This is a genomic window from bacterium (genome assembly GCA_035370465.1).
GTDB lineage: Bacteria > Ratteibacteria > UBA8468 > B48-G9 > JAFGKM01 > JAGGVW01.
Window position 1 is genome coordinate 13020 of record DAOOVW010000001.1, and the last position, 21484, is coordinate 34503.

The window sequence follows — 21484 nt, forward strand, 5'->3', positions numbered from 1 at the left end:
ATTTTTGTTTTGATTTTTTTTATTATATAATTGTAATTCAAAAATGGAAAAATATATACAATCTTTTATAGAAATGGTAAAATTTAATGAAAATGGTTTAGTTGTTGTAGTTGTTCAGGACCTAAATGGAATTATTTTAATGGTTGCATATATGAACACAGAAGCAATTGAAAAAACACTACAAACAGGTAAAATGCACTATTACAGCAGAAGTAGAAAAAAATTGTGGCTTAAAGGTGAAAGTTCAGGAAATTTTCAATTTGTGAAAGATATTTATATTGACTGTGATAATGATGCTTTGCTTTTCAGAGTTCAGCAAAAATGTGGAGCATGCCATAGTGGATATTATTCTTGTTTTTACAGAAAATTTGAAGATGGAAATTTCAAAATCATAGAAGAAAAAATTTTTGAACCAGAGGATGTATATAACAAGGAAATAAAAAAATGCTAAAAAGTTATTATTACAAACTATTTTTGATAATTGCAATAATTGGTATATTTATATATCTGATATATCCAGTTGATAAAAAAATTAAAAAAGGCCTTGACTTGCAAGGAGGAATTCATATTGTTCTTGAAGTAGAAAAACCACCAGAAGAAACAGAAAATATAAATGAATTAACTGATAGAGCACTTGAAATAATAAGAAACAGAATAGATGCTCTTGGGGTCTCTGAACCAATAATACAAAAAGAAGGAGCAAACAGAATAATAGTTGATATACCAGGGGTTAAAGAACCAGAAAAAGCAATAGATATAATTGGAAAGACCGCCTTATTGGAGTTTAAACTTGTTAATGATGACCCAAAAGCACTTCAATCTGCATTAGAAGGCAATCCTCCAGAAGGATATGAGGTTTTATATACAACTGAAAAAGATGAAAGAGGGATAGCAAGAAAGGGTTCTCCTATTCTTGTAAAAAAAGAACCAGAACTTACAGGTAAATATATAAAAGACGCTTATGTAAGTTATGACCCGGGTGGTTTGCCCTCTGTGAGTATTGTTTTTAATAGTGAAGGAGCAAAAATTTTTGAAAATGTAACAACAAATAATGTAGGTAGACAATTGGCAATTGTTTTAGATGGTGTGGTAAAAAGTGCTCCTATGATAAGAGAAAGAATACCAGAAGGGAAAGGGCAAATTAGTGGTAAATTTAATATGGAAGAAGCAAAAGAGTTAGCAATTGTTTTAAGAGCAGGTGCATTACCTGCAAAAGTTAATATGATTTATCAGCAAATTATTGGTCCAACTCTTGGAAAAAAATATATTCAACAAGGTTTTCGTGTAATTCTTTATGGCGGAATACTTGTTTTTATTTTTATGATTTTCTATTATTCTGTATTTGGTCTTTTGGCTGATTTTGCCCTTGCTTTAAATATACTTATTCTTTTAGGTATAATGGCAGGGATTAAAGGTGTTCTTACAATGCCAGGAATTGCAGGAATTGCTTTGACTATTGGTATGTCAGTTGATGCAAATATTTTAATTTTTGAAAGAATAAGAGAAGAAATAAAAGCCGGAAAATCACCAAAAACAGCGGTTGATGCTGGATATTTAAGAGCATGGAGTGCTATCCTTGATTCTAATATAACAACATTAATTATAGGAGCAATACTTTTTTTCTTTGGAGAAGGTTCTATAAAAGGTTTTGGATTAACTTTAAGTATAGGAATACTTGCAAACTTATTTACCGCGGTTTATGTAACAAAAGTAATTGTTGATTACTTTCTTATAATAAAAAAGGTTGAAAAAATACGGATATAAAAATGGAACTGATAAAAAAAACAAATTTTGATTTTATGGGGAAAAGAAAAATTGCATATTTATTTTCTATTATTGTTATTTTATGGGGAATGACAACATTTTTTATAAGAGGCAAAAAAAATTTTGGAGTTGATTTTACAGGTGGGGATTTATTACAAATTGCCTTCAAGAACAGTGTCTCTGTTAGTGAAATAAGAGATACTCTATCAACATTAAATATTGGGTCTTTTACAGTACAGGCAGTTGGAACAGAAGAAAAAGAGGTAATAATAAAAAGCAATCCAAATACATCTGATACAATACTAAAAGCAATTCAGCAAAAATATGGGCAGGATATTGAAATAAAAAATAAGGCAATTATTTCGCCATCAATGAGTACAAGTTTAAGAAACAAAGCACTTTTTTCATTTTTGCTTGGAATAATAGGTATACTTATTTATTTAGCAATAAGATTTGAATTCAGATTTGCAGTTGGAGCAACAGTTGCAATTTTTCATGATTTGCTTTTTGTTATCTCAATACTTGCAATTGCAGGGAAACAAATTGATTCAACTATAATTGCTGCCCTTCTTACAATAGCAGGATATTCTGTAAATGATACCGTGGTAATTTTTGATAGAATAAGGGAAAATGTAAGGAAAACAAGAAGTGATAATTATATAGGTATTTTTAACCTAAGTATAAATGAAACATTAAGTAGAACTATTCTTACAGGACTAACAACAATTGTAGTTGTTATATTATTCTTCTTCTTTGGTGGGGAATCACTTCATGATTTTGCTTTTTCTTTACTTGGTGGATTTATTATTGGAACTTTTTCTTCTGTTTTTGTTGCGTCGGCATTGGTTATTGACTGGCATAGAATTAGACCTTATAAAATTAAATTATGAAAGTAATAGGTGGAATACATAAAGGTAAAAAACTCTTATTTATAAAAGAAAAAGATATAAGACCAACAAAAGATGTTGTAAGAGAAGCAATTTTTGATGTCCTGCGCGGATGGATAGTTGGAAAAAAAATAATTGATCTGTTTGCTGGTACAGGGGCACTTGGGATTGAGGCAATAAGCGAAGGTGGAGAAAAGGTTATATTCGTTGAAAGTAAAGGGAAAATAGTTGATATTTTAAAAAAAAATGTAATTAATGTTGGAATAGAAAAACAGGTATCTATTTTAAAGGGTGGAGTAGAAGAGAAAATCAAGGAGATGAGAAATTTCAAATATGACCTTGTAATTGCAGACCCACCTTATGATTTTCCCGTAAACAAATTGAAAGAAATACTTGAAACAATTATTTCTTCCGAAGTAATAAATGAAAATGGAATTATTATTGTTGAGCATAGAACTAAATATTCAATACCAGAAAGTGCTAAATTTATTGTCTACAAAAATAAAAAATATGGTAAAACATCTGTTTCATATTTAAAAAGGAAAGAAAATGAAGAATATAGCAGTCTATCCGGGTAGTTTTGACCCTATAACAAATGGACATATTGATGTTATTCATAGGTGTCTGAAAATTGTGGACAAAATAATAATTGCTATTTCATCTTTTCAAAGAAAGGACTTTCTTTTAACAATTGAAGAGAGAACTGAAATAATTAAAGAAACATTTAAAAATGATGATAGAATTGAAATAGATAAATTTGATGGGCTTCTTGTTAATTATCTAAAAGAAAAAAATATAAATATTATTGTAAGAGGACTTAGAGCAATTTCTGATTTTGAATATGAATTCCAAATGGCTTTAACAAATAGAAAGTTAAATAAAAATATTGAAACAATTTTTATAATGCCAGGAGAAGAATATTTTTTTATAAGTTCAACAATGGTCAAGGAAATAGCAAAATTAAAAGGCCAAATTTCTTGTTTTGTCCCTCCTGCTGTGGAAAAAAAATTAAAAGAAAAATTTAACTATTAAATGTAAAATTTAAAATAGAAAAAATACAAGACAAAAAATGAAAAAGTTTTAAATCTATTAAAGAAGGAGAAAAAAATGCCAAATCCTAAAAGAAAACATTCAAAAAGTAGAACAGGAAAGAGAAGAAATTCAAAAAAAATTAAAAATGTCTCCCTTTCAAAATGCCCAAATTGTGGTTCTTTAATTACGCCTCATTCTGTTTGTCCTCAATGTGGATATTATAAAGGAGAACTTGTTATCCAGAAGAAAGAAAAAAGAAAAAAACAATGAAAAATATCTCTATTGCACTTGATGTTATGGGGGGGGATAAAGTTCCCTTTTCAACAGTAAAAAGTCTAGAATGTATTAAAAAAGGTGATAATTTGAAAATTTTTCTTGTAGGTGAAAAAGAAAAATTTAATCATCTCTTATCTTCTTTAAATCCTGATTTGTACTCAATTGTTGAATGTAAAAAGTTTATTCCGATGGATAAAAAGGTGGGGCTGAAACTTCTGAAAGAGACAGATACAACAATGTCAGTTACATTACGACTTTTGAAAGAAAAGAAAGTTGATGTAGCATTAAGTGGTGGCAATACAGCAGCTTTTGTTGCTCTTGCAATATCACAAATTGGTTTAATTAAAGGAGTAGAAAGACCGGCAATTGCAGTTTTATTTCCTAATGCTTCAAAGGGAAATACAATTTTTCTTGATGCAGGAAGTAATATAAATGCAAAACCAATCCATTTTTTAAGTTCAGCAATTATGGGAGCAACCTATGCAGAAATTGTCTTTGGTATTAAAAAACCAAAAGTATCTTTATTAAATATTGGTGAAGAGGAAACAAAAGGTGATGATTTAAGAAAAGAGGCATTCCAATTGTTAAAAAATGCAAAAGAAATTAATTTTATTGGAAATATTGAAGGACAGGACATTTTCACAGGAAAAAGCGATGTAATTGTAACAGATGGATTTACTGGAAATGTTGTTTTAAAAACATCAGAAGGTATCAGCAGATCTTTCAAAACACTTCTTTTGAGATATTTAAGAGAAAATATTTCTGGTAAAATTGCAACTTTTCTTATTAAGAAAAATTTAAGCCAATTTGCAAAAATGGTTGATTATGCTGAATATGGAGGAGGGATATTACTTGGAGTTGATGGAATAGTCCTTATTTCTCATGGAAGGTCTTCTCCAAGGGCAATTTTTAATGCAATGAAATTAGGTGAAAAAATTGTAAAATCAAATTTTTTAGACATTATGAAAGAAAAAGTGAAAGATATGGAGAGTTAAATGGGAGTAATTATAACTGGAACTGGTTCTTATTTGCCTGAGATTGTTTTAACAAATAGAGATATGGAAATGATGGTTGATACCTCTGATGAGTGGATAACAACAAGAACTGGAATAAAAGAAAGAAGAATTGCTCCAAAAAATATTTCTTCTTCTGATTTAGGGAAAGAAGCAATTTTAAATGCATGTAATGATGCAAATATTGTACCAGAAAAAATTGACTTTATAATTTGTGCAACAATTACTCCAGATAAATTTTTCCCTTCAACTTCTTGTCTTATAGAACACAAATTAGGGATTAAGAAAAAATTTGCATTTGATATTTCTGCTGCATGTTCTGGTTTTCTTTATGGACTTGAAATTGCAAGAAATCTTATAGAAACAAGTGGCTATCAAACAGGAGCAGTTGTAGCAGCAGAGTGTATGAGTAGAATAACTGATTATACAAATAGAGAAACATGTGTTCTTCTTGGAGACGGAGCAGGAGCAGTAATTGTTCAAAGGTCAGAAGAAAATGGAGTAATCGGGTCATATTTATCTTCTGATGGGGGTTATGAATATTTGCTTCATGCCCCTGCTGGTGGTTCAAAATTGCCTTCTTCTTTTGATACAATTGAAAACCGCCTCAACTTTATGAAAATGGAAGGACAACCACTTTTTAAAATTGCAATAATTACAATGTGTGAAAGTATAAATAATATCTTGAAAAAATATAAATTGAAAAAAGAGGATATATCGCTCATTATCCCTCATCAAGCAAATTTAAGAATTATTTTAGGTGTTGCAAAAAATATGAAAATACCAGTTGAAAAATTTTTTGTAAATATTGAAAAATATGGAAATATGTCCGCTGCGTGTGTTCCTGTTGCTCTTGACCATGCAAATAAAAAACAACTAATAAAAAAAGGTGATTATATCTTAACTGTTTCTTTTGGTGGTGGATTAACTTGGGGTGCAAATCTAATAAAATGGTATAAAGGGGATAAAAATGAAAAATAAAGTTGTTATAATTACAGGGGCATTTGGAGGAATTGGGAAAGCAGTTGCTTATAAATTTTCTAATTTAGGTGCTAAACTTGTTCTCTGGGATGTTATTATTGATAATGAATTTATCAACCAATTTACAAAAAAAGAAACAGAAATAATTGCTTCAAAAATTGATATAACAAATCAAAAAGAAATTGAAGAAGGGAAAAATTATATAATTGAAAAATTTGGAACAATTGATGTTTTAATAAATAATGCAGGCATAACAAAAGACAAAATTATTCTGAGAATGACAGAAGAGGAATGGGATGAAGTAATAAATATAAACTTGAAAGGTGCTTTTTTATGTAGTAAAATTATAGGGTATGAAATGTTTTTAAAGAAAAAAGGTAAAATAATAAATGTCGCTTCAATAATAGGACAGGTTGGGAATATAGGACAGGCAAATTATGCTGCCTCAAAAGGTGGTTTAATTGCTCTTACAAAAGTTTGTGCTAAAGAATTTGCAAGAAGTAATATAAATGTTAATGCAATTGCTCCTGGATATATTATGACAAAAATGACACAGAATTTACCTGAAAAAGTAAAAGAAAAAATGCTTGAAAATATACCTCTAAGGAGATTTGGAACTCCAGAGGATGTTGCAGAACTTATTGCTTTTTTATCAGGTGAAAATTCAAATTATATAACAGGTCAGGTTATTAGAATAGATGGTGGACTTGTAATGTAGTACTCGGTTAAATATCTTGACCAAAAAGTGGAGAGTAACAGGGGTTAGCAGAGCAGAGTTGGTGCTTGATTTCCTCTCTTATTTCTTCCCTTTGACAAAGGGAAGATAGAAAGGATTTTGGAGATTTCAACAAGCACAACGGGAGTGAGAGGGGATTTATAAATGAAAGACATAAAACAATGTGCTTTCTTTTGTGCTTTACAAGTATATATCACTGAACTCTAATGTAAAAAAAGGAGGAAAAAAGATGGAAAGAGAAGAAATAGCAAAAATAGTAAAGGATATTGTTGTTGAGAAGTTGGGTGTTGATGCTAATGAGGTAACAGAAAACGCATCTTTTATTGATGACCTTGGTGCCGATTCTCTTGATACAGTTGAACTCGTTATGGATTTTGAGGGAAAGTTTGGACTTGAAATACCTGATGAAGATGCTGAAAAAATAAAAACAGTTGGAGATGCAATAAATTATATTGAAAATAATATTTCAAAAAAATAAAAATGAAAAAAATTGTCGTTACTGGACTTGGATGTGTTACACCTGTCGGAAATAATTTAAAAACAACATGGGAAAATTTAATAAAAGGTGTAAGTGGTGTTGATACAATAAAAAGTTTTGATGTATCCAATTTTGATACAAAAATTGGTGCAGAAGTTAAGGACTTTCAATTGGATTTTATTCATCCAAAAGAAAAAAGAAAAATGGATAAATTTGTCCAGTTTGCTATAAAAGCAACTGATGAAGCAATAAAAGATAGTGAAATAGAACTTGAAAAAGAAAAAAAAGAGAAAATAGGTGTAATAGTAGGAGCAGGAATTGGTGGATTAAGAGTAATTGAACAACAACACGAAATACTTTTAAGTTCAGGTCCAGGAAGAGTTTCCCCTTTTCTAATTCCAATGTTAATTCCAGATATGGCAGCAGGACAAATTGCAATTTACTTTGGATTTAAGGGAGTTAATTTTGCAACTGTAAGTGCCTGTGCTTCAGGGGCGCATGCTATTGGTACTGCTCTTTGTTTTATGAGAGAAAATAATTGTGATGTAATGATTGCTGGCGGAACTGAGTCCTGTATAACACCACTTGGACTTGCAGGTTTCTGCTCTATGAAAGCATTATCAACAAGAAATGACCAACCACAAAAAGCATCAAGACCGTTTGATAAAGAAAGAGATGGTTTTGTTATGGGAGAAGGTGCAGGCATTGTTGTTCTTGAAACAGAAGAACATGCAAAAAAAAGAGGAGCAAAAATCTATTGCGAACTTGCTGGCTATGGAATGAGTTGTGATGCTTATCATATGACATCTCCTGACCCAACAGGTGAAGGTGCTTATCTTGCAATGAAACATGCTCTGGTAAATTCAAATATTGTTCCTCAGGAAGTTGATTATATCAATGCTCATGGAACTTCAACAAAATTAAATGATAAAAGTGAAACAGATGGAATTAAAAGGGTCTTTGGAGAAAATGCCTATAAAATATATATTAGTTCAATAAAATCAATGGTTGGACATTTACTTGGAGCAGCAGGAGGAGTTGAATTTGTTATAACATGCCTGACAATCAAAGAGGGAATAATACCTCCTACAATAAATTATGAATATCCGGACCCTGAATGTGACCTTAATTATGTCCCAAATAAAACAATTGAAAAAGATGTGAAAGTTGCTCTTTCAAATTCTTTTGGTTTTGGTGGGCACAATATTACTCTTGTTGCTAAAAAATATGAATAAAGGAGAGAAAATGGAATACTTTCTTACTGATGAACAACAAATGATAAAAGAACTTGCAAGAAAAATCGCAGAAGAAAAAATTCTACCAAAAAGAGCAGAATATGATGAAAATGAAATATTTCCCCATGATATAGTAAAAGTACTTGCTGATTCGGACCTTTTTGGTGTTTTTGTTCCAGAAAACTATGGCGGACTTGGATACGGAGTTTTTGAATTGTGTCTTGTTATTGAAGAATTAAGTAGGGTTTGTGGGGGAATTGCTTTATCTTATGCTGGAACTGCTCTTGGAACTTTTCCAATAGTTCTTTTTGGGAATGAGGAACAAAAAAATAAATATCTTCCACCAATTGCAAAAGGAAAACTTGCTGCATTTGCAGTAACTGAATCTAGCTCAGGGAGTGATATTACAAATCTAAACACAACAGCAAAAAAAGACGGAGATTGGTATATTTTAAATGGAACAAAACAGTGGATAACAAATGGTGGTGAAGCAGAAACATACGTAGTAATTGCTTCAACTGATAAAAGCAAAGGTGCAAGAGGTTCAACTGCTTTTATAATTGAGAAGGGATGGGATGGTTTTGAGTTTGGAAAAAAAGAAAAAAAATTGGGAATAAGAGCATCTGCAACAAGAGAACTTGTCTTTACCAATTGTAAAGTCCCAAAAGAAAATGTTTTAGGAAGAGAAGGGATGGGATTTTTAATTACAATTAAAAATTTTGATACAAGTAGACCTGGTGTTGCCTCACAGGCATTAGGTATAGCACAGGGTGCGTATGAATCAGCACTTGAATATTCTCATCAAAGAAAACAATTTGGACAACCAATAAGTTCATTTCAAGCAATTCAACATATGCTGGCTGATATGGCTACACAAATTGAAGCAGCAAGAACTCTTATTTATCAAACAGCAAAAACAATTGACTCAGGAGCAAAAAGCTATTCAAAAGAATCAGCAATGTGCAAACTTTTTGCTTCTGATGTTGCTATGAAAGTAACAACAGATGCAATTCAGATTTTTGGAGGATATGGCTATATGAAAGATTATCCTGTTGAAAAAATGTTTAGAGATGCAAAAATAACTCAAATATATGAAGGAACTAACCAAATACAGAGAAATGTTATTGGTATTGAATTGATTAAAGAACTTGCAAAAAAGAAAAAATAAGTGAAAGAGATTGTTTTTAACCAGGAAAAGAATACAAGAATAGATAAATATCTTAAAGAAAAACTTAATGTTTCAAGAGAAAGAATAAAATATTTAATAAAGCAAGAAAAAGTCATTGTCAATTCAAAAAAAATTATTCCATCATATCATCTTAAAAAAGGTGATTTAATATCTATCATTCAAATTGAAGAAGAACAAAAAGAAGAAATAAAACCAGAAAAGAGTAATTTAGAAATTATATACGAGGATAAAAATATTATTGTAGTCAATAAACCAGCAGGAATTATAACTCACCCAACAAATTATAAAAAAACAGGGACACTTTTAAATTATGTTTTATATTATACTTCATTGGCAAAAATTGGTTCTCCTCTAAGAATAGGAGTTGTTCATCGTCTTGATAAAGAAACATCGGGAGTAATTGTTTTTGCCAAAACATCTCTTGCTTATTGGAATCTTATTGAACAATTTAGAAATAGAATGGTGGAAAAAATTTATTTAGCAATTGTTAAAGGAAATTTTACACCTGAAAAAAAGGTAATAGAATTCACTGTTTTACCCGATAAAGAAAACCCAACAAAAATGAAAGTCCATTTCCTGAAAGGGAAAAAAACAATAACTGAAATAAATGCTTTAAAATATTTTGATGATTATACACTTGTCTCTGTTAAACCAATTACAGGAAGAACTCATCAAATACGCCTTACTCTTTCATATTTAAATTATCCAATTATAGGGGATGAAAAATATGGAGTAAAATCACCCATTATTTCAAGATGTGCTTTACATGCATGGAAATTAACTCTTGCCAACCCAAGAGATAATAAAAAACAAACATTTATTGCTTCAATTCCAGATGATATAATACAAATTATAAATAATTCTAATCTATAATAAAAAATTTGGGTATAATAAAGGATAAATAAATTTAGTAAATGTAGAAAGTATTTTAAATTTTTTTAAAAAAATGAACAATAATAAAATTAAAAAATTATATTTTCCTGTTATTTTTTTATTAACCTGTATTTTTTTATTTCTAAATTATAAAGGATACAAATGGGGAGAAATTTCTCCAGGTAAATCAGTTGTTCGCCTATTTGCAGTAATATTTTCACTTCTTTCAATTTTCCATATTCTGACCCAAATAATAACATTTGTTGTAAAAAAGAAAAAAGGGCCTCTTGGTGAAACAAAAATGCTTGTTGGTTTTTCAAATGCAATTAAGGGATTTGCAATAATTTTTGCTTTAATTGAAAGTATGGGAAAAATAACTATTTTCGGTGCTCTTGGAGTTGGATTTTTTGGAATGCTTTTAGGATGGTCTTTACAAGCCCCTGTCAGCGGTATTGCTGCCTGGGCACTGATAACATTAAGAAGACCTTTTAGAATAGGGGATAGAATTTATCTACCTACACTTGGACTTGTTGGAGATGTTATAGATATTGGTTTAATGTACACAATTTTAAATCAAGTTGGTGGAGCAGTTGGAAGCGAAGAGGCAACAGGACGAGATGTTCTTATACCAAATGCAATGCTTTTTAGTCAGGTCGTAATAAATTACACTGTAAAACAGGATCAACCATATTTTCTTGATGAAGTTATTTGGAGAATTACATTTGATTCTGATTGGGATGAAGCAGAAAAAATTTTAATTGAAGCAGCAAAAAAAGTTACAGCAGATATTATTGAAAAAACAAAGGTTGAACCTTATATAAGAGCTGATGTTTATGACTATGGAATTTATTTGAGATTAAGATATATAACATCGGCAATTGAAAGACCAAAAATTGCATACGAAATAAATAAAATAATATTCAAAAAAGTACAGGAAAATCCTAAAGTTGACCTTGCTATTCCTTATACTTACTCGTATAAAAAGGGTGTAAAAGGTAAAAATAATCTTTAAAATTTATTTATGTTTTTTTTATCAAAAAATGATAAAATTGTGAAAATTAAATAAAATATAAAAGGGAAAAATGGAAAAATTTGTAATTGAAGGTGAAAATAAATTAGTAGGAGAAATTGAAATATCTGGTTCAAAAAATTCTGCTCTTCCAATATTATCAGCAACTGTCTTAGGAGAAGGTAAATCAATAATTCATAATGTTCCTGATGTAAAAGATGTTCATACTCTCTTGGATATCCTTGAATACATGGGAGCAAAAACAAAATTTTATAACAATACAGTTGAAATTGACCCCGATGGAATAGAAAAATATACCGCTCCTTATGAACTTGTAAGTACAATGAGAGGTTCAATTTGTTTATTAGGCCCACTTCTATCAAAATTCAGGCAGGCAAGATTTTCCATGCCTGGTGGATGTGTAATTGGACCAAGACCTATAGACCTTCATATAAAAGGGCTAAAAAAATTGGGGGCAGAAATATCTAATGAAGAAGGATATATTGTTGGAAAAGCAAATAAATTGAAAGGAAACAAGATTTTTCTTGCTGGAAATTTTGGTTCAAGTGTTCTTGCAACTGCAAATATTCTTATGGCTTCTACTCTTGCTGAAGATGAAACAATCATTGAATTTGCTGCATGTGAGCCAGAAATTGTTGACCTTGCAATGTTCTTAAAAAAAATGGGAGGGAAAATTTGTGGAGAAGGGTCACATACAATAAGAATAGAAGGAGTTAAAAAATTAAAAGGAACTGAATATTCAATTATACCAGATAGAATTGAAGGTGGAACTTTATTACTTTTAGGATATATAACAAAGAGTAAAATTGTTATAAAAAATATAATTCCCTCTCATCTTTTTGCCCTTATTGATAAACTTGAAGAATCAGGGATAGAAATAAATATAAAAGAAAATATTGCTATAACAAAACCATATAATAAATGGAAAGCAGTTGATATTGTGACCCTTGCCTACCCTGGTTTTCCAACTGACCTGCAAGCGCAGATTATGAGTTTTCTTTGTCTTGCAGATGGAATTAGTATAATTACAGAAAAGGTATTCCCGGAAAGATTTATACATGCAGGAGAACTAAACCGTTTGGGTGCTGATATTTCTCTTGATGGTTCAAAGGCAATAGTAAAAGGAGTAGAAAAATTATATGGAGCAAAAGTAATGGCTTCTGATTTAAGAGCAAGTGTTGCTTTAGTTCTTGCTGGACTTGTTGCAGAAGGAATAACTGAAATTTCCAGGATTTACCATATTGACAGAGGATATGAAAAATTTGAAAAAAAACTAAATTTATTAGGGGCAAAAATAAAAAGGGAAAAAGAATGAGTAAAATAAAAATTATTGTATGTGGTGCAAGAGGTAAAATGGGTAGTTTAATTTTGAAACTTGCAGGTGAAAAAGAAAATTTTGAAGTCACTGGTATTGTTGAAAACAAAAATCATCCTGATATTGGGGAAAAAATTGATAATTATATTCTTTCAGATAATCTTTCAAATATCTCTACTGGAAAAGAAATAGTTATTGATTTTACAGTTTCAACTGCAACAAAAGAATTTTTAAAAGTATGTGAAAATAAAGGTAATCCTATTGTTATTGGAACAACAGGACTTTCTGAAAAACAACTAAATTCAATTAAAAACGCCGGGAAAAAAATCCCAGTTTTCTTTTCTCCCAATATGTCTCTTGGAGTTAATCTTTTTTTAAAAATAATAGAATTTTCATCTTCTCTTTTTAAAAACTATGAAGTGGAAATAAAAGAAATACATCACCATTTTAAAAAAGATGCTCCAAGTGGAACTGCAAAAAAAATTGCAGAAATAATATGTGAGAAAACAGGAAGAAATTTTAAAGAAGATATAAAATATGGTAGAAATGGATTGACTGGCGAAAGAAAATTTGAAGAAATTGGGATGCATTCTTTACGACTTGGTGATATTGTCGGTGAACATTATGTTTACTGGGGTGGAAAAGGCGAAATTATTGAGTTTTCACATAGGTGTTATAATAGAGAAAATTTTGCCGAAGGATCATTAATTGCTGCGGAATTTTTAAGTAAAAAAGAAAAGGGGTTTTATACAATGGATGATTTATTGAAGGAGGTATTTAATGTTTGATATTGAAGATATAATTTCCTATTCTTCAAAATGATGTTTTATAATTTTCCCTTCTTCTATGAAAATAACATCTTCACAAAAATTTGTTGACATATCTGCAATTCTTTCAAGTGACCTTGAAATTCTTATAAGATGGATTGACCTTTCAATAGTTGAAGAATCTTGGAGCATATAAGTAAGTAATTCTCTAATAATTTGTTCATTTAAAGCATCAACAATATCATCTCTTTTACATATTTCTCTTGCTAATTTTGTATCTCCATTTATAAAAGACAAAACACTTTCTTTTAACATATTAGAAACAATCTCACTCATTTTTGGTAAATCAATAAGTTTTTTCACAAAAGGTCTTTCAATAAGGAACAATGCACTTTCAGAGATATTAACTGCTGTATCACCAACTCTTTCAAGGTCATTATTCATTTTTAAAATCATTACAATTGTTCTTAAATCCTTTGCAACTGGTTGAAATCTTGCTATTGTTTCAACACAAAATCCATCAATTTCTACTTCTGCCATATTTGCTTTATTTTCAAGTGTATCAATAACTTCAGAAAGATACTCTTTTTTTCTTTCAATAAGACCTTGCATACTTTTTCTTACCATTTCTTCTGCAAGTAAAGAAAAATCAATTATTTTTTCTTTAAGTTTTTGCATTCTTTCTTCAATCATTTTTTTCTCCTATTTATCCAAACTTACCTATCAAATACTCCTCTGTTTTTTTATTAGAGGGAGCAGTAAATATTTTATCTGTTTTACCAAATTCAATCAATTCTCCTAAATACAAAAAAGCAGTATAATCAGAAATTCTTGCTGCTTGTTGCATATTATGAGTTACAATTACAATTGTATATTTTTCTTTCAATTTTTCTATTAACTCCTCTATTTTTAGAGTTGCTATTGGGTCTAAACTTGCACAGGGTTCATCAAAAAGTATTACTTCTGGTTCAATTGCTATAGTTCTTGCAATACATAATCTCTGTTTCTGTCCTCCTGATAAATCCAGAGCATTTTTACCTAAATCATTTTTTACTTCATCCCATAAAGCAGCATCTTTCAATGCTGTCTCAACTTTTAAATAAAGGTCATTTTTATTTTTGAACATTTTATGAATTTTAAGGCCATAAGCAACATTTTCAAATATGGATTTTGGGAAAGGATTGGGTAGTTGAAAAACCATACCTACTCTTTTCCGTAAAACAACCTCATCCATACTATAAATATCTTCTCCATCTAACAGTACTTCTCCTTCTACTTTTGCTGAATCAACCAAATCAAGCATTCTGTTAATTGTTTTTATAAAAGTTGATTTTCCACAACCAGAAGGACCTATAATTGCAGTAACTTTATTTTTTTCAATATCAAAACTTACATTTTTCAATACATGTAGATTTGAATATCTAACATTTAGATTTTTTATAACTATTTTTACCATTTTTTCTTTCCTCTTGTTTTAATTCTTAAAAAAATTGCAATAGAATTCATTCCTAAAACCAGAAATAAGAGTACTAAAGCAGTTCCATAAGCAATTGGAACTTGAAATTCTGGCTGTGTTCCTTCTGTCATTAAACCATAAATATGATACGGTAATGCTTGAACTTCATCAAATATAGATTTAGGTAATTTATTTATATAAAAAGTAACTGCTGTAAACAAAATAGGGGCTGTTTCTCCTGCTGCTCTACCAATTGATAAAATAGCACCTGTTAAAATTCCACTTATTGAATTAGGTAAAACAATATTTTTAATTGTTTGCCATTTTCTTGCTCCCAGTGAAAAAGATGCTTCTCTGAAACTTTGAGGAACTGATTTTAATGCTTCCTCTGTTGACATTATAATTGTAGGTAATGTTAATATCCCTAATGTTAAACCACCCGATAAAATAGAAACACCAAACTTAAAAAGTTTAACAAATACAGCAAAACCAAAAAGTCCAAAAATAATAGAAGGAACTCCTGCTAAATTATTTATCCCAATTTTAATAATTCTGACAAGATAATTATCTCTGGCATATTCTGATAAATATATACCTGCTCCAATACCTAAAATTAAGGAAAATATAATTGAAACACCTACTAAATAAATTGTTCCTAAAATTGCGGGGAAAATTCCTCCTTTTGTCATTCCTTCTTTTGGCATACTAAAAAGAAACTCTAAATTTATTACCTTAAAACCTCTTATAAAGATAAAGAAAAAAATTAAAAAGAAAAAAATTAAAATTAAAATATTACAAATTCTAAATACCCAGAACCATAAATTTTGTTTTAATTTTTTCATCTTACTCTCTTTTTGAATCTTTCATATAAAAAATCAGATAATATGTTAAAAAATAAAGTAATTACAAAAAGAACAATACCAAGAGAAAACAGAGCATTGTAATGAATTCCTCCTAAAACTGCTTCTCCCATTTCAGCAGCAATTGTTGCTGTTAAAGGTCTAACTGGTTCTAAAAAAGAATGAGGGATAATTGCTGCTCCTCCTGCTACCATTAAAACAGTCATTGTCTCTCCAATTGCTCTTGATATTCCTAATATTATTGCAGTAATTATTCCTCCACTTGATGCAGGAAGAACTACTTTAAAAATTGTTTCTAATTTTGTTGCACCTAAGGCAAGTGATGCCTCTTTGTAATTATTTGGGACAGATGATATTGCATCATCTGCAATACTTGTAATAGTTGGAATAGCCATAATTCCTAAAATTATAGAAGCAGTTAAAGCACATAATCCAACAGGTAAGTCAAAAATTTTCTGGATAAATGGGGCTAAAATTACTACACCAAAAAAACCATAAACAACAGAAGGTATTCCTGCTAATAGTTCAATTATTGGTTTTATGATTTCTTTTGTCGTTCTACCAGCAATTTCAGAAAGATAAATAGACGCTCCTATTCCTAATGGAATTGCCAATATTAGCGCGCCTAAGGTTACCCATAAAGAACCTAAAATTAAAGGTAGTGCACCAAAACTTGGTGGTTCATAAGTTGGATACCACTCTTTTCCAAATAAAAAGTCCTTCAATGAAACATATTTAAATAGGGGTAATCCCTCTTTGAAAAGAACTACAACTATACCTAATAAGAAAAATAATGAAAGAAACGAAAGAAAAAATAAAATATATTTAATAAAATTTTCTTTTAATTTTGTCATTTTTATTCCTTATATTACCATAAATAAACCTGTTATATCAAATAAACACCCCCTCAAATTGAGGGGGTGTTTATAATAAAAAGGATATTCTTTATTCCAAAGGAACAAATCCTTCTTCTTTCACAATTTCCTGTCCTTTTTTTGACTTTACAAAATCAATGAAATTTTTAACCAGTCCCTTAGGTGTTCCATTTGTGTACATAAATAAAACTCTTGATATTGGATATGTTCCATTTAGAACTGTCTCTTTTGAAGGATAAATTCCATTCACTTTTACTGCTTTGACATCAGAACCCAAATAACCAAGTCCTACATATCCAATAGCACCTTCTGTTCTTTTAACAATATTTACAATTGCCTGATTTGATGCTTGCATAAGAGCATCTGGTTTTACTTTTTCATTCTTTAACACAATTTCATTAAAACACTCAAAAGTTCCTGAGGCAGTATCTCTTGAAACAACCACTATCTTCTGGTTTTCCCCACCTAATTCCTTCCAATTAGATATTTTTCCTGTGTAAATATCTTTAATTTGAGAAAGAGTTAAATCACTAATAGGATTAGATGGATTGACAATTACTGAAATTGCATCGTTAGCAATTACATTTGCTTTAGGGTCTATACCTTTTGATATTGCAGTTTTTAATTCCTCTTTTTTCATTGGTCTTGAGGAATTAGCAATATCACACACCTTATCAATCAAAGCAGAAATCCCTACTCCAGAACCACCACCTCTTACAGAAATACTTACTCCTGGATTTTCTTTAATAAATTCTTCTGCACATCTTTGGGCAACAGGAAAAACAGTAGTAGAACCCTGTAAAATTATACTTTTTTCCTGCGCGATAACAAAAGATGTTAGACATAATGTTAGAACCAGATATAAAAAAATTTTTTTCATTTTTCCTCCTTTTAAAAGTTCACTACATAATCAATTTGAAGTGTATTTACATCACCTCTGCCTACATAATTACCTTCACCGACAATATATGTTATACCTGCAGTGGAGTTATCATTTATTGCATACTTAACCCCAAATTTATGCCCTTTTGAACCAGTTCCACCGCCATTGAAATCAGAATCATTTAAGAAAGCAGGAACACAATCTCTCTCAATATCTCTGTAGTTATAGTCAAATTCCCATGTTCCTTTTTTCTTCGCTTTCCCAACTGTAAACCCAATTTCATAGCCAGTGTCTTTATCAAATTCACTTTCAGTGTTTTTTACATAATCAGCATAAAGTTTTACAGGTACACCCTGAATTTCAAAGGGATAAAACTCAAAAACAACATCAATTGGTTTATATTCAGCAATATAATTTCCACCTATTATTGTATTACCTGTACCTGCACTACCAGCACCTACAACACTTGCAGTTGTTCTTCCTTCAATTCCTTCTGTCATATAATAAGCAACTGCTATTTTAAAGTCCCTTGATGCAATTTTCCCTGAATATCCAACTTGAATACCTGTCATGTATGGGTCGCTTTCCCATCCACCATCTTCTTGTAATGGAAAAAATCCACCATTTATAAAAACACCAACAGGGAATTTTGTTTGAAAGGCAATACCTTCAGGAGTTATATCCCCATCCCATACAAGGTCTGTGTTAATAAAAGGATTTGAAAATTTTCCACCAAAAATTGATATATATTTATTAAAGGAATATTTTATATATGCTTTGTCAAGCCAGATGTTTTTTGATGAAAAGACATCTTCTAATGTCTGATTTGTTGATTTTTGGTCTGATGAACCAGTTGCAACTCTTACTCCTATCTCTGTATTCTCATTTGGCTTTGTTTCAAATCCATATCTCAGTCGTATTCTTCCTCTATGTCTATCAACAGGGTCTTTATCTTCCATTTCGTATCTTAATCTTGCATCTCCACTAAATTTCATTGTATCAAGCCATTTTGGAACTTCTCTTTCTTTTGCTTCTTCTTTTCTGACTTCTTCCTGTGTTTCTACAAGAATTGTCTGCGCTTCACCTGAAGTAAGGATTCCTTTTTCTACAAGTTTCTGTATAAGAAGGTCTACATCAGAAGCAAAGGAACTAACTAAAAAAGATAGGAAGCATACTATCCCTGCAAGTAGTACTTTTCTTTTCATTTTTCCTCCTTTTTTTGTTGTTTTTTCTAAACTTTTATTTTTATATTCATCTTTATCTAATAAACCTTCTTCTCTTGATGCCTTTTTATTTTTTTTCACCTCCTTTTTGGCATTTTTTTCAATAGAAGAAGATTTGAAGAGTTTTAAAAGCATATTTTTTATAATTTCTGGATATGTCCCGATTTTCCTTTTTGAAAGATATGAAATTGTTAATTTCAACAAAAAAGCCAGAAGTAAAATCAAAAAAAATAGAATAATTACATTTCTGCCCATTGTGGTCCTCCTTTAATCCCTATTTTCTTATCCTCTTTTTCTGTAAATAAAACTACATCTCCTCTTTCAGTAAGTTCAACTTTTACATTTTTCCACTCAAAATCAGGAGAAAGTTCAGTTATATAAGAAATAGTTTGCCATGGGAAAATTCTTGTTTTTATTTCGCTGGAATATATTCCAAAACTATAAGTGGGTTTTTTAAAATGGAATGTTCTACATCTCATTTTTATGTATATTTGATTTTCTTCTAATACCTCTCCAACTGCTATGTGATTTGTTGCATCCTGATATGCCTTTTTTATTCTTACTTTCCATATTTTTCTCATTTGTTTTTCCATTTTCACCAAATAATTTTAATGAGAAAAAGTTAAGAAAGAGTAAAGAAATGGTAAAAATTTGGTAAAAAATGATATAACTATATAGGAAGGTTAATTATAAATTCAGTTCCAGAACCAACCTGACTTTTAACTTCTATTTTCCCACTAAGAGAAATAACTGCATTTTTTACAATTGCCAACCCAAGACCTGTCCCACCAGTTTCTTTTGACCTTGATTTATCAACAACATAAAATCTTTCAAAAATTCTTTCAATATCTTTTTCAGGAATTCCAATACCTGTATCTTTAATAGATATAAAAAGGTTATTTCCTAATACCTTACTTTTGATTGTAATTTCCCCATTGTCAGTATATTTAATAGCATTATCTATAAGATTAAATAATATACTTTCAATTAATAACCTATCTGTCATTAAACTATTTTTAATTTCCATATCTACTTTTACTTTTATTTCTTTCTCCTTTATTTTTTTTTCAAAAATCTTTACAATATCATCTGTTATCTCTTTTAAATTAACATTTTCTTTCTGAATTGCTTTTTCTTCAATATAAGAAAGACATAAAATATCATCTAATATATTTATTAATCTATCTGTGTTTTTCATTATAATTTTTATATTCTCTTTTGTATCCCCTTCTACTTCATCATAAATTGTTTCAAGATACCCTTTAATAACTGTTAATGGTGTTTTAATTTCATGAGAAATATTTGCAACAAGTTCTTTTTTTATATTTTTTAGTTGGTATGTCTCTGTTATATCTAAGAAATGAACAGCGACTGTGTTATCAAAAAACTTGAAAACATGACAATTAAAAATTTTATTACCAATTTCAATTTCACTTTGTCTGAATTCTTTATCATTTAATATATCTTTAATACACTCAAATAAATTATAATTATCAAAAAATTCAAGATAATTTTTCCCAATAAATTTTTCTTCATCCCTATTTGAAAAAACAATTTTATTCTCTTTATCTATTATAAAAATAGTTGTTGGAAGAAATTTAAAAAAAGAATAAATTTTTTCTTTCATTTCTTTTATTGTTTTTTCTTTTTTCTCTATTTCTTCCATAATTTCTTCTTCTGTTTTCTGAATAAAAACTATATCTGATTCTTTTTGATAAACATCTTTTTTATACTTTCTTAGATTTTCTTTTAAATTTTTTATAGGCAGGTAATTTAAAAAAGAAATAAGAAAAATAAAAATTAAACAAATAAATATAGGTAAAGAATAAATTTTGTTAAAAAGAATAAAAAAAATAAGTAATAATATATTTGAAATAAGTAATCGGGAAAAATAATTTTTTATCATTCTTCTATTTTATACCCAACTCCTCTTATTGTTTTTATATACTTACCATACTTGCCTAATTTTGCACGAAGATTGTTTATATGAACATCTATTGCTTTTTCTATTGTAAATTTTTCCCCATCCCATAAAAGTTCTATTATCTTGTCTCTTGGAAAAACCCATGATTTTTTAGAAGCAAGGATTAAAAGTATTTTAAATTCAACATAAGTTAGATTAATTCTCTTGTTATTAACTAAAACTTCAAATGTTTTTGGGTCAATAATAATTTCTTTCCCAATATATATCTTTTCAGTTGATAACTCCAACTTATATCTTCTTAAAACAGCCCTTATTCTTGCTAATAATTCTTTTAGAGAAAACGGTTTTGTTATATAATCATCTGCACCAATTTCAAGTCCTAATATTTTATCTCCTTCATCCGTTCTTGCAGTGAGCATTATGACAGGAATTTTTTCTGTTTTTGGATTTGTTTTTATGTTCTTACATACATCAATACCATCCATATCAGGCAGCATAAGGTCAAGAAGAACAAGGTCAAACTTCTCTTTCTCTATATTTTTTAAAAAATCATTTGCGTTTGTATAAGGAAAAGGTAAAAAATTATTTTTTTCTAAATACTTTTTCATAAGATTTAAAATATCAATTTCATCTTCAACTATTGCTATTCTTTCATTCATATTTGTTTTCTCTATATCAGTTTTCTAA

25 protein-coding genes are annotated in these 21484 nt (G+C 29.5%); 16 read left to right on the forward strand and 9 right to left on the reverse strand.

What is annotated here, in order from left to right; translation table 11 throughout:
• Positions 1-43: 43 nt before the first annotated feature.
• The 16 genes from hisI to dapB all read left to right on the forward strand — a co-directional run bounded on the left by hisI (position 44) and on the right by dapB (position 13597).
• The gene (gene hisI / locus PLW95_00075; GenBank protein HOV21064.1) at positions 44-451 is read left to right on the forward strand and encodes a phosphoribosyl-AMP cyclohydrolase; all 408 of its coding nucleotides are present in this window, start codon (positions 44-46) and stop codon (positions 449-451) included.
• Entirely contained in the window at positions 445-1764 is a 1320-nt protein-coding gene (gene secD, locus PLW95_00080; protein HOV21065.1) for a protein translocase subunit SecD, read from the forward strand. The genes hisI and secD overlap by 7 nt, the downstream gene beginning before the upstream one ends.
• A 2-nt stretch (positions 1765-1766) precedes the next feature.
• The gene (gene secF, locus PLW95_00085; protein ID HOV21066.1) at positions 1767-2654 is read left to right on the forward strand and encodes a protein translocase subunit SecF; all 888 of its coding nucleotides are present in this window, start codon (positions 1767-1769) and stop codon (positions 2652-2654) included.
• Positions 2651-3229, forward strand: a complete 579-nt coding sequence (gene rsmD / locus PLW95_00090; GenBank protein HOV21067.1) for a 16S rRNA (guanine(966)-N(2))-methyltransferase RsmD — start codon at positions 2651-2653, stop codon at positions 3227-3229. The genes secF and rsmD overlap by 4 nt, the downstream gene beginning before the upstream one ends.
• The gene (gene coaD, locus PLW95_00095; protein ID HOV21068.1) at positions 3201-3683 is read left to right on the forward strand and encodes a pantetheine-phosphate adenylyltransferase; all 483 of its coding nucleotides are present in this window, start codon (positions 3201-3203) and stop codon (positions 3681-3683) included. The genes rsmD and coaD overlap by 29 nt, the downstream gene beginning before the upstream one ends.
• Positions 3684-3758: 75 nt before the next feature.
• Complete coding sequence (rpmF, locus tag PLW95_00100) at positions 3759-3953, forward strand: 50S ribosomal protein L32 (GenBank protein ID HOV21069.1); 195 nt, start codon at positions 3759-3761, stop codon at positions 3951-3953.
• On the forward strand, positions 3950-4954 hold the full coding sequence (gene plsX, locus PLW95_00105) for a phosphate acyltransferase PlsX (GenBank protein ID HOV21070.1): 1005 nt from the start codon (positions 3950-3952) through the stop codon (positions 4952-4954). The genes rpmF and plsX overlap by 4 nt, the downstream gene beginning before the upstream one ends.
• A complete protein-coding gene (locus PLW95_00110) occupies positions 4955-5953 on the forward strand; it encodes a beta-ketoacyl-ACP synthase III (protein ID HOV21071.1) in 999 nt (332 codons plus the stop codon).
• Positions 5943-6671, forward strand: coding sequence for a 3-oxoacyl-ACP reductase FabG (gene fabG / locus PLW95_00115; GenBank protein HOV21072.1), 729 nt, complete (start codon positions 5943-5945; stop codon positions 6669-6671). Before PLW95_00110 ends, fabG begins: the two co-directional genes overlap by 11 nt.
• 247 nt (positions 6672-6918) lie before the next feature.
• Complete coding sequence (locus PLW95_00120; GenBank protein ID HOV21073.1) at positions 6919-7167, forward strand: acyl carrier protein; 249 nt, start codon at positions 6919-6921, stop codon at positions 7165-7167.
• A 2-nt stretch (positions 7168-7169) separates the two neighbouring features.
• Positions 7170-8402 carry a beta-ketoacyl-ACP synthase II gene (gene fabF / locus PLW95_00125; GenBank protein ID HOV21074.1) on the forward strand — a complete coding sequence of 411 codons (1233 nt, stop codon included), beginning with the start codon at positions 7170-7172 and terminating at the stop codon, positions 8400-8402.
• A 10-nt stretch (positions 8403-8412) separates the two neighbouring features.
• Entirely contained in the window at positions 8413-9570 is a 1158-nt protein-coding gene (locus PLW95_00130) for an acyl-CoA dehydrogenase family protein (GenBank protein HOV21075.1), read from the forward strand.
• Positions 9571-10464: an RluA family pseudouridine synthase gene (locus PLW95_00135; GenBank protein HOV21076.1), complete on the forward strand. Its 894-nt coding sequence runs from the start codon at positions 9571-9573 to the stop codon at positions 10462-10464.
• Positions 10465-10537: 73 nt separating this feature from the next.
• Positions 10538-11476, forward strand: a complete 939-nt coding sequence (locus PLW95_00140) for a mechanosensitive ion channel family protein (GenBank protein HOV21077.1) — start codon at positions 10538-10540, stop codon at positions 11474-11476.
• 70 nt (positions 11477-11546) lie between these two features.
• Positions 11547-12809 carry a UDP-N-acetylglucosamine 1-carboxyvinyltransferase gene (gene murA, locus PLW95_00145; GenBank protein HOV21078.1) on the forward strand — a complete coding sequence of 421 codons (1263 nt, stop codon included), beginning with the start codon at positions 11547-11549 and terminating at the stop codon, positions 12807-12809.
• Positions 12806-13597 (forward strand): 4-hydroxy-tetrahydrodipicolinate reductase, encoded by a 792-nt coding sequence (dapB, locus tag PLW95_00150; GenBank protein ID HOV21079.1) that lies wholly within the window; start codon positions 12806-12808, stop codon positions 13595-13597. The genes murA and dapB overlap by 4 nt, the downstream gene beginning before the upstream one ends.
• Before the next feature lie 18 nt (positions 13598-13615).
• On the opposite strand, the gene phoU is transcribed toward dapB, so the two are convergent.
• The 9 genes from phoU to PLW95_00195 all read right to left on the reverse strand — a co-directional run bounded on the left by phoU (position 13616) and on the right by PLW95_00195 (position 21456).
• Positions 13616-14269: a phosphate signaling complex protein PhoU gene (phoU, locus tag PLW95_00155; GenBank protein HOV21080.1), complete on the reverse strand. Its 654-nt coding sequence runs from the start codon at positions 14267-14269 to the stop codon at positions 13616-13618.
• 13 nt (positions 14270-14282) lie between these two features.
• The gene (pstB, locus tag PLW95_00160; protein HOV21081.1) at positions 14283-15032 is read right to left on the reverse strand and encodes a phosphate ABC transporter ATP-binding protein PstB; all 750 of its coding nucleotides are present in this window, start codon (positions 15030-15032) and stop codon (positions 14283-14285) included.
• Positions 15026-15874 (reverse strand): phosphate ABC transporter permease PstA, encoded by an 849-nt coding sequence (gene pstA, locus PLW95_00165; GenBank protein HOV21082.1) that lies wholly within the window; start codon positions 15872-15874, stop codon positions 15026-15028. Before pstA ends, pstB begins: the two co-directional genes overlap by 7 nt.
• Positions 15871-16746 carry a phosphate ABC transporter permease subunit PstC gene (gene pstC / locus PLW95_00170; GenBank protein ID HOV21083.1) on the reverse strand — a complete coding sequence of 292 codons (876 nt, stop codon included), beginning with the start codon at positions 16744-16746 and terminating at the stop codon, positions 15871-15873. Before pstC ends, pstA begins: the two co-directional genes overlap by 4 nt.
• A 91-nt stretch (positions 16747-16837) precedes the next feature.
• Positions 16838-17647 (reverse strand): phosphate ABC transporter substrate-binding protein, encoded by an 810-nt coding sequence (locus tag PLW95_00175; protein HOV21084.1) that lies wholly within the window; start codon positions 17645-17647, stop codon positions 16838-16840.
• Positions 17648-17658: 11 nt separating this feature from the next.
• Complete coding sequence (locus PLW95_00180; protein HOV21085.1) at positions 17659-19128, reverse strand: putative porin; 1470 nt, start codon at positions 19126-19128, stop codon at positions 17659-17661.
• Positions 19113-19454: a hypothetical protein gene (locus PLW95_00185; protein HOV21086.1), complete on the reverse strand. Its 342-nt coding sequence runs from the start codon at positions 19452-19454 to the stop codon at positions 19113-19115. The genes PLW95_00180 and PLW95_00185 overlap by 16 nt, the downstream gene beginning before the upstream one ends.
• Before the next feature lie 89 nt (positions 19455-19543).
• Complete coding sequence (locus PLW95_00190) at positions 19544-20779, reverse strand: HAMP domain-containing sensor histidine kinase (GenBank protein HOV21087.1); 1236 nt, start codon at positions 20777-20779, stop codon at positions 19544-19546.
• Entirely contained in the window at positions 20776-21456 is a 681-nt protein-coding gene (locus PLW95_00195) for a response regulator transcription factor (GenBank protein HOV21088.1), read from the reverse strand. The genes PLW95_00190 and PLW95_00195 overlap by 4 nt, the downstream gene beginning before the upstream one ends.
• Positions 21457-21484 lie beyond the last annotated feature (28 nt).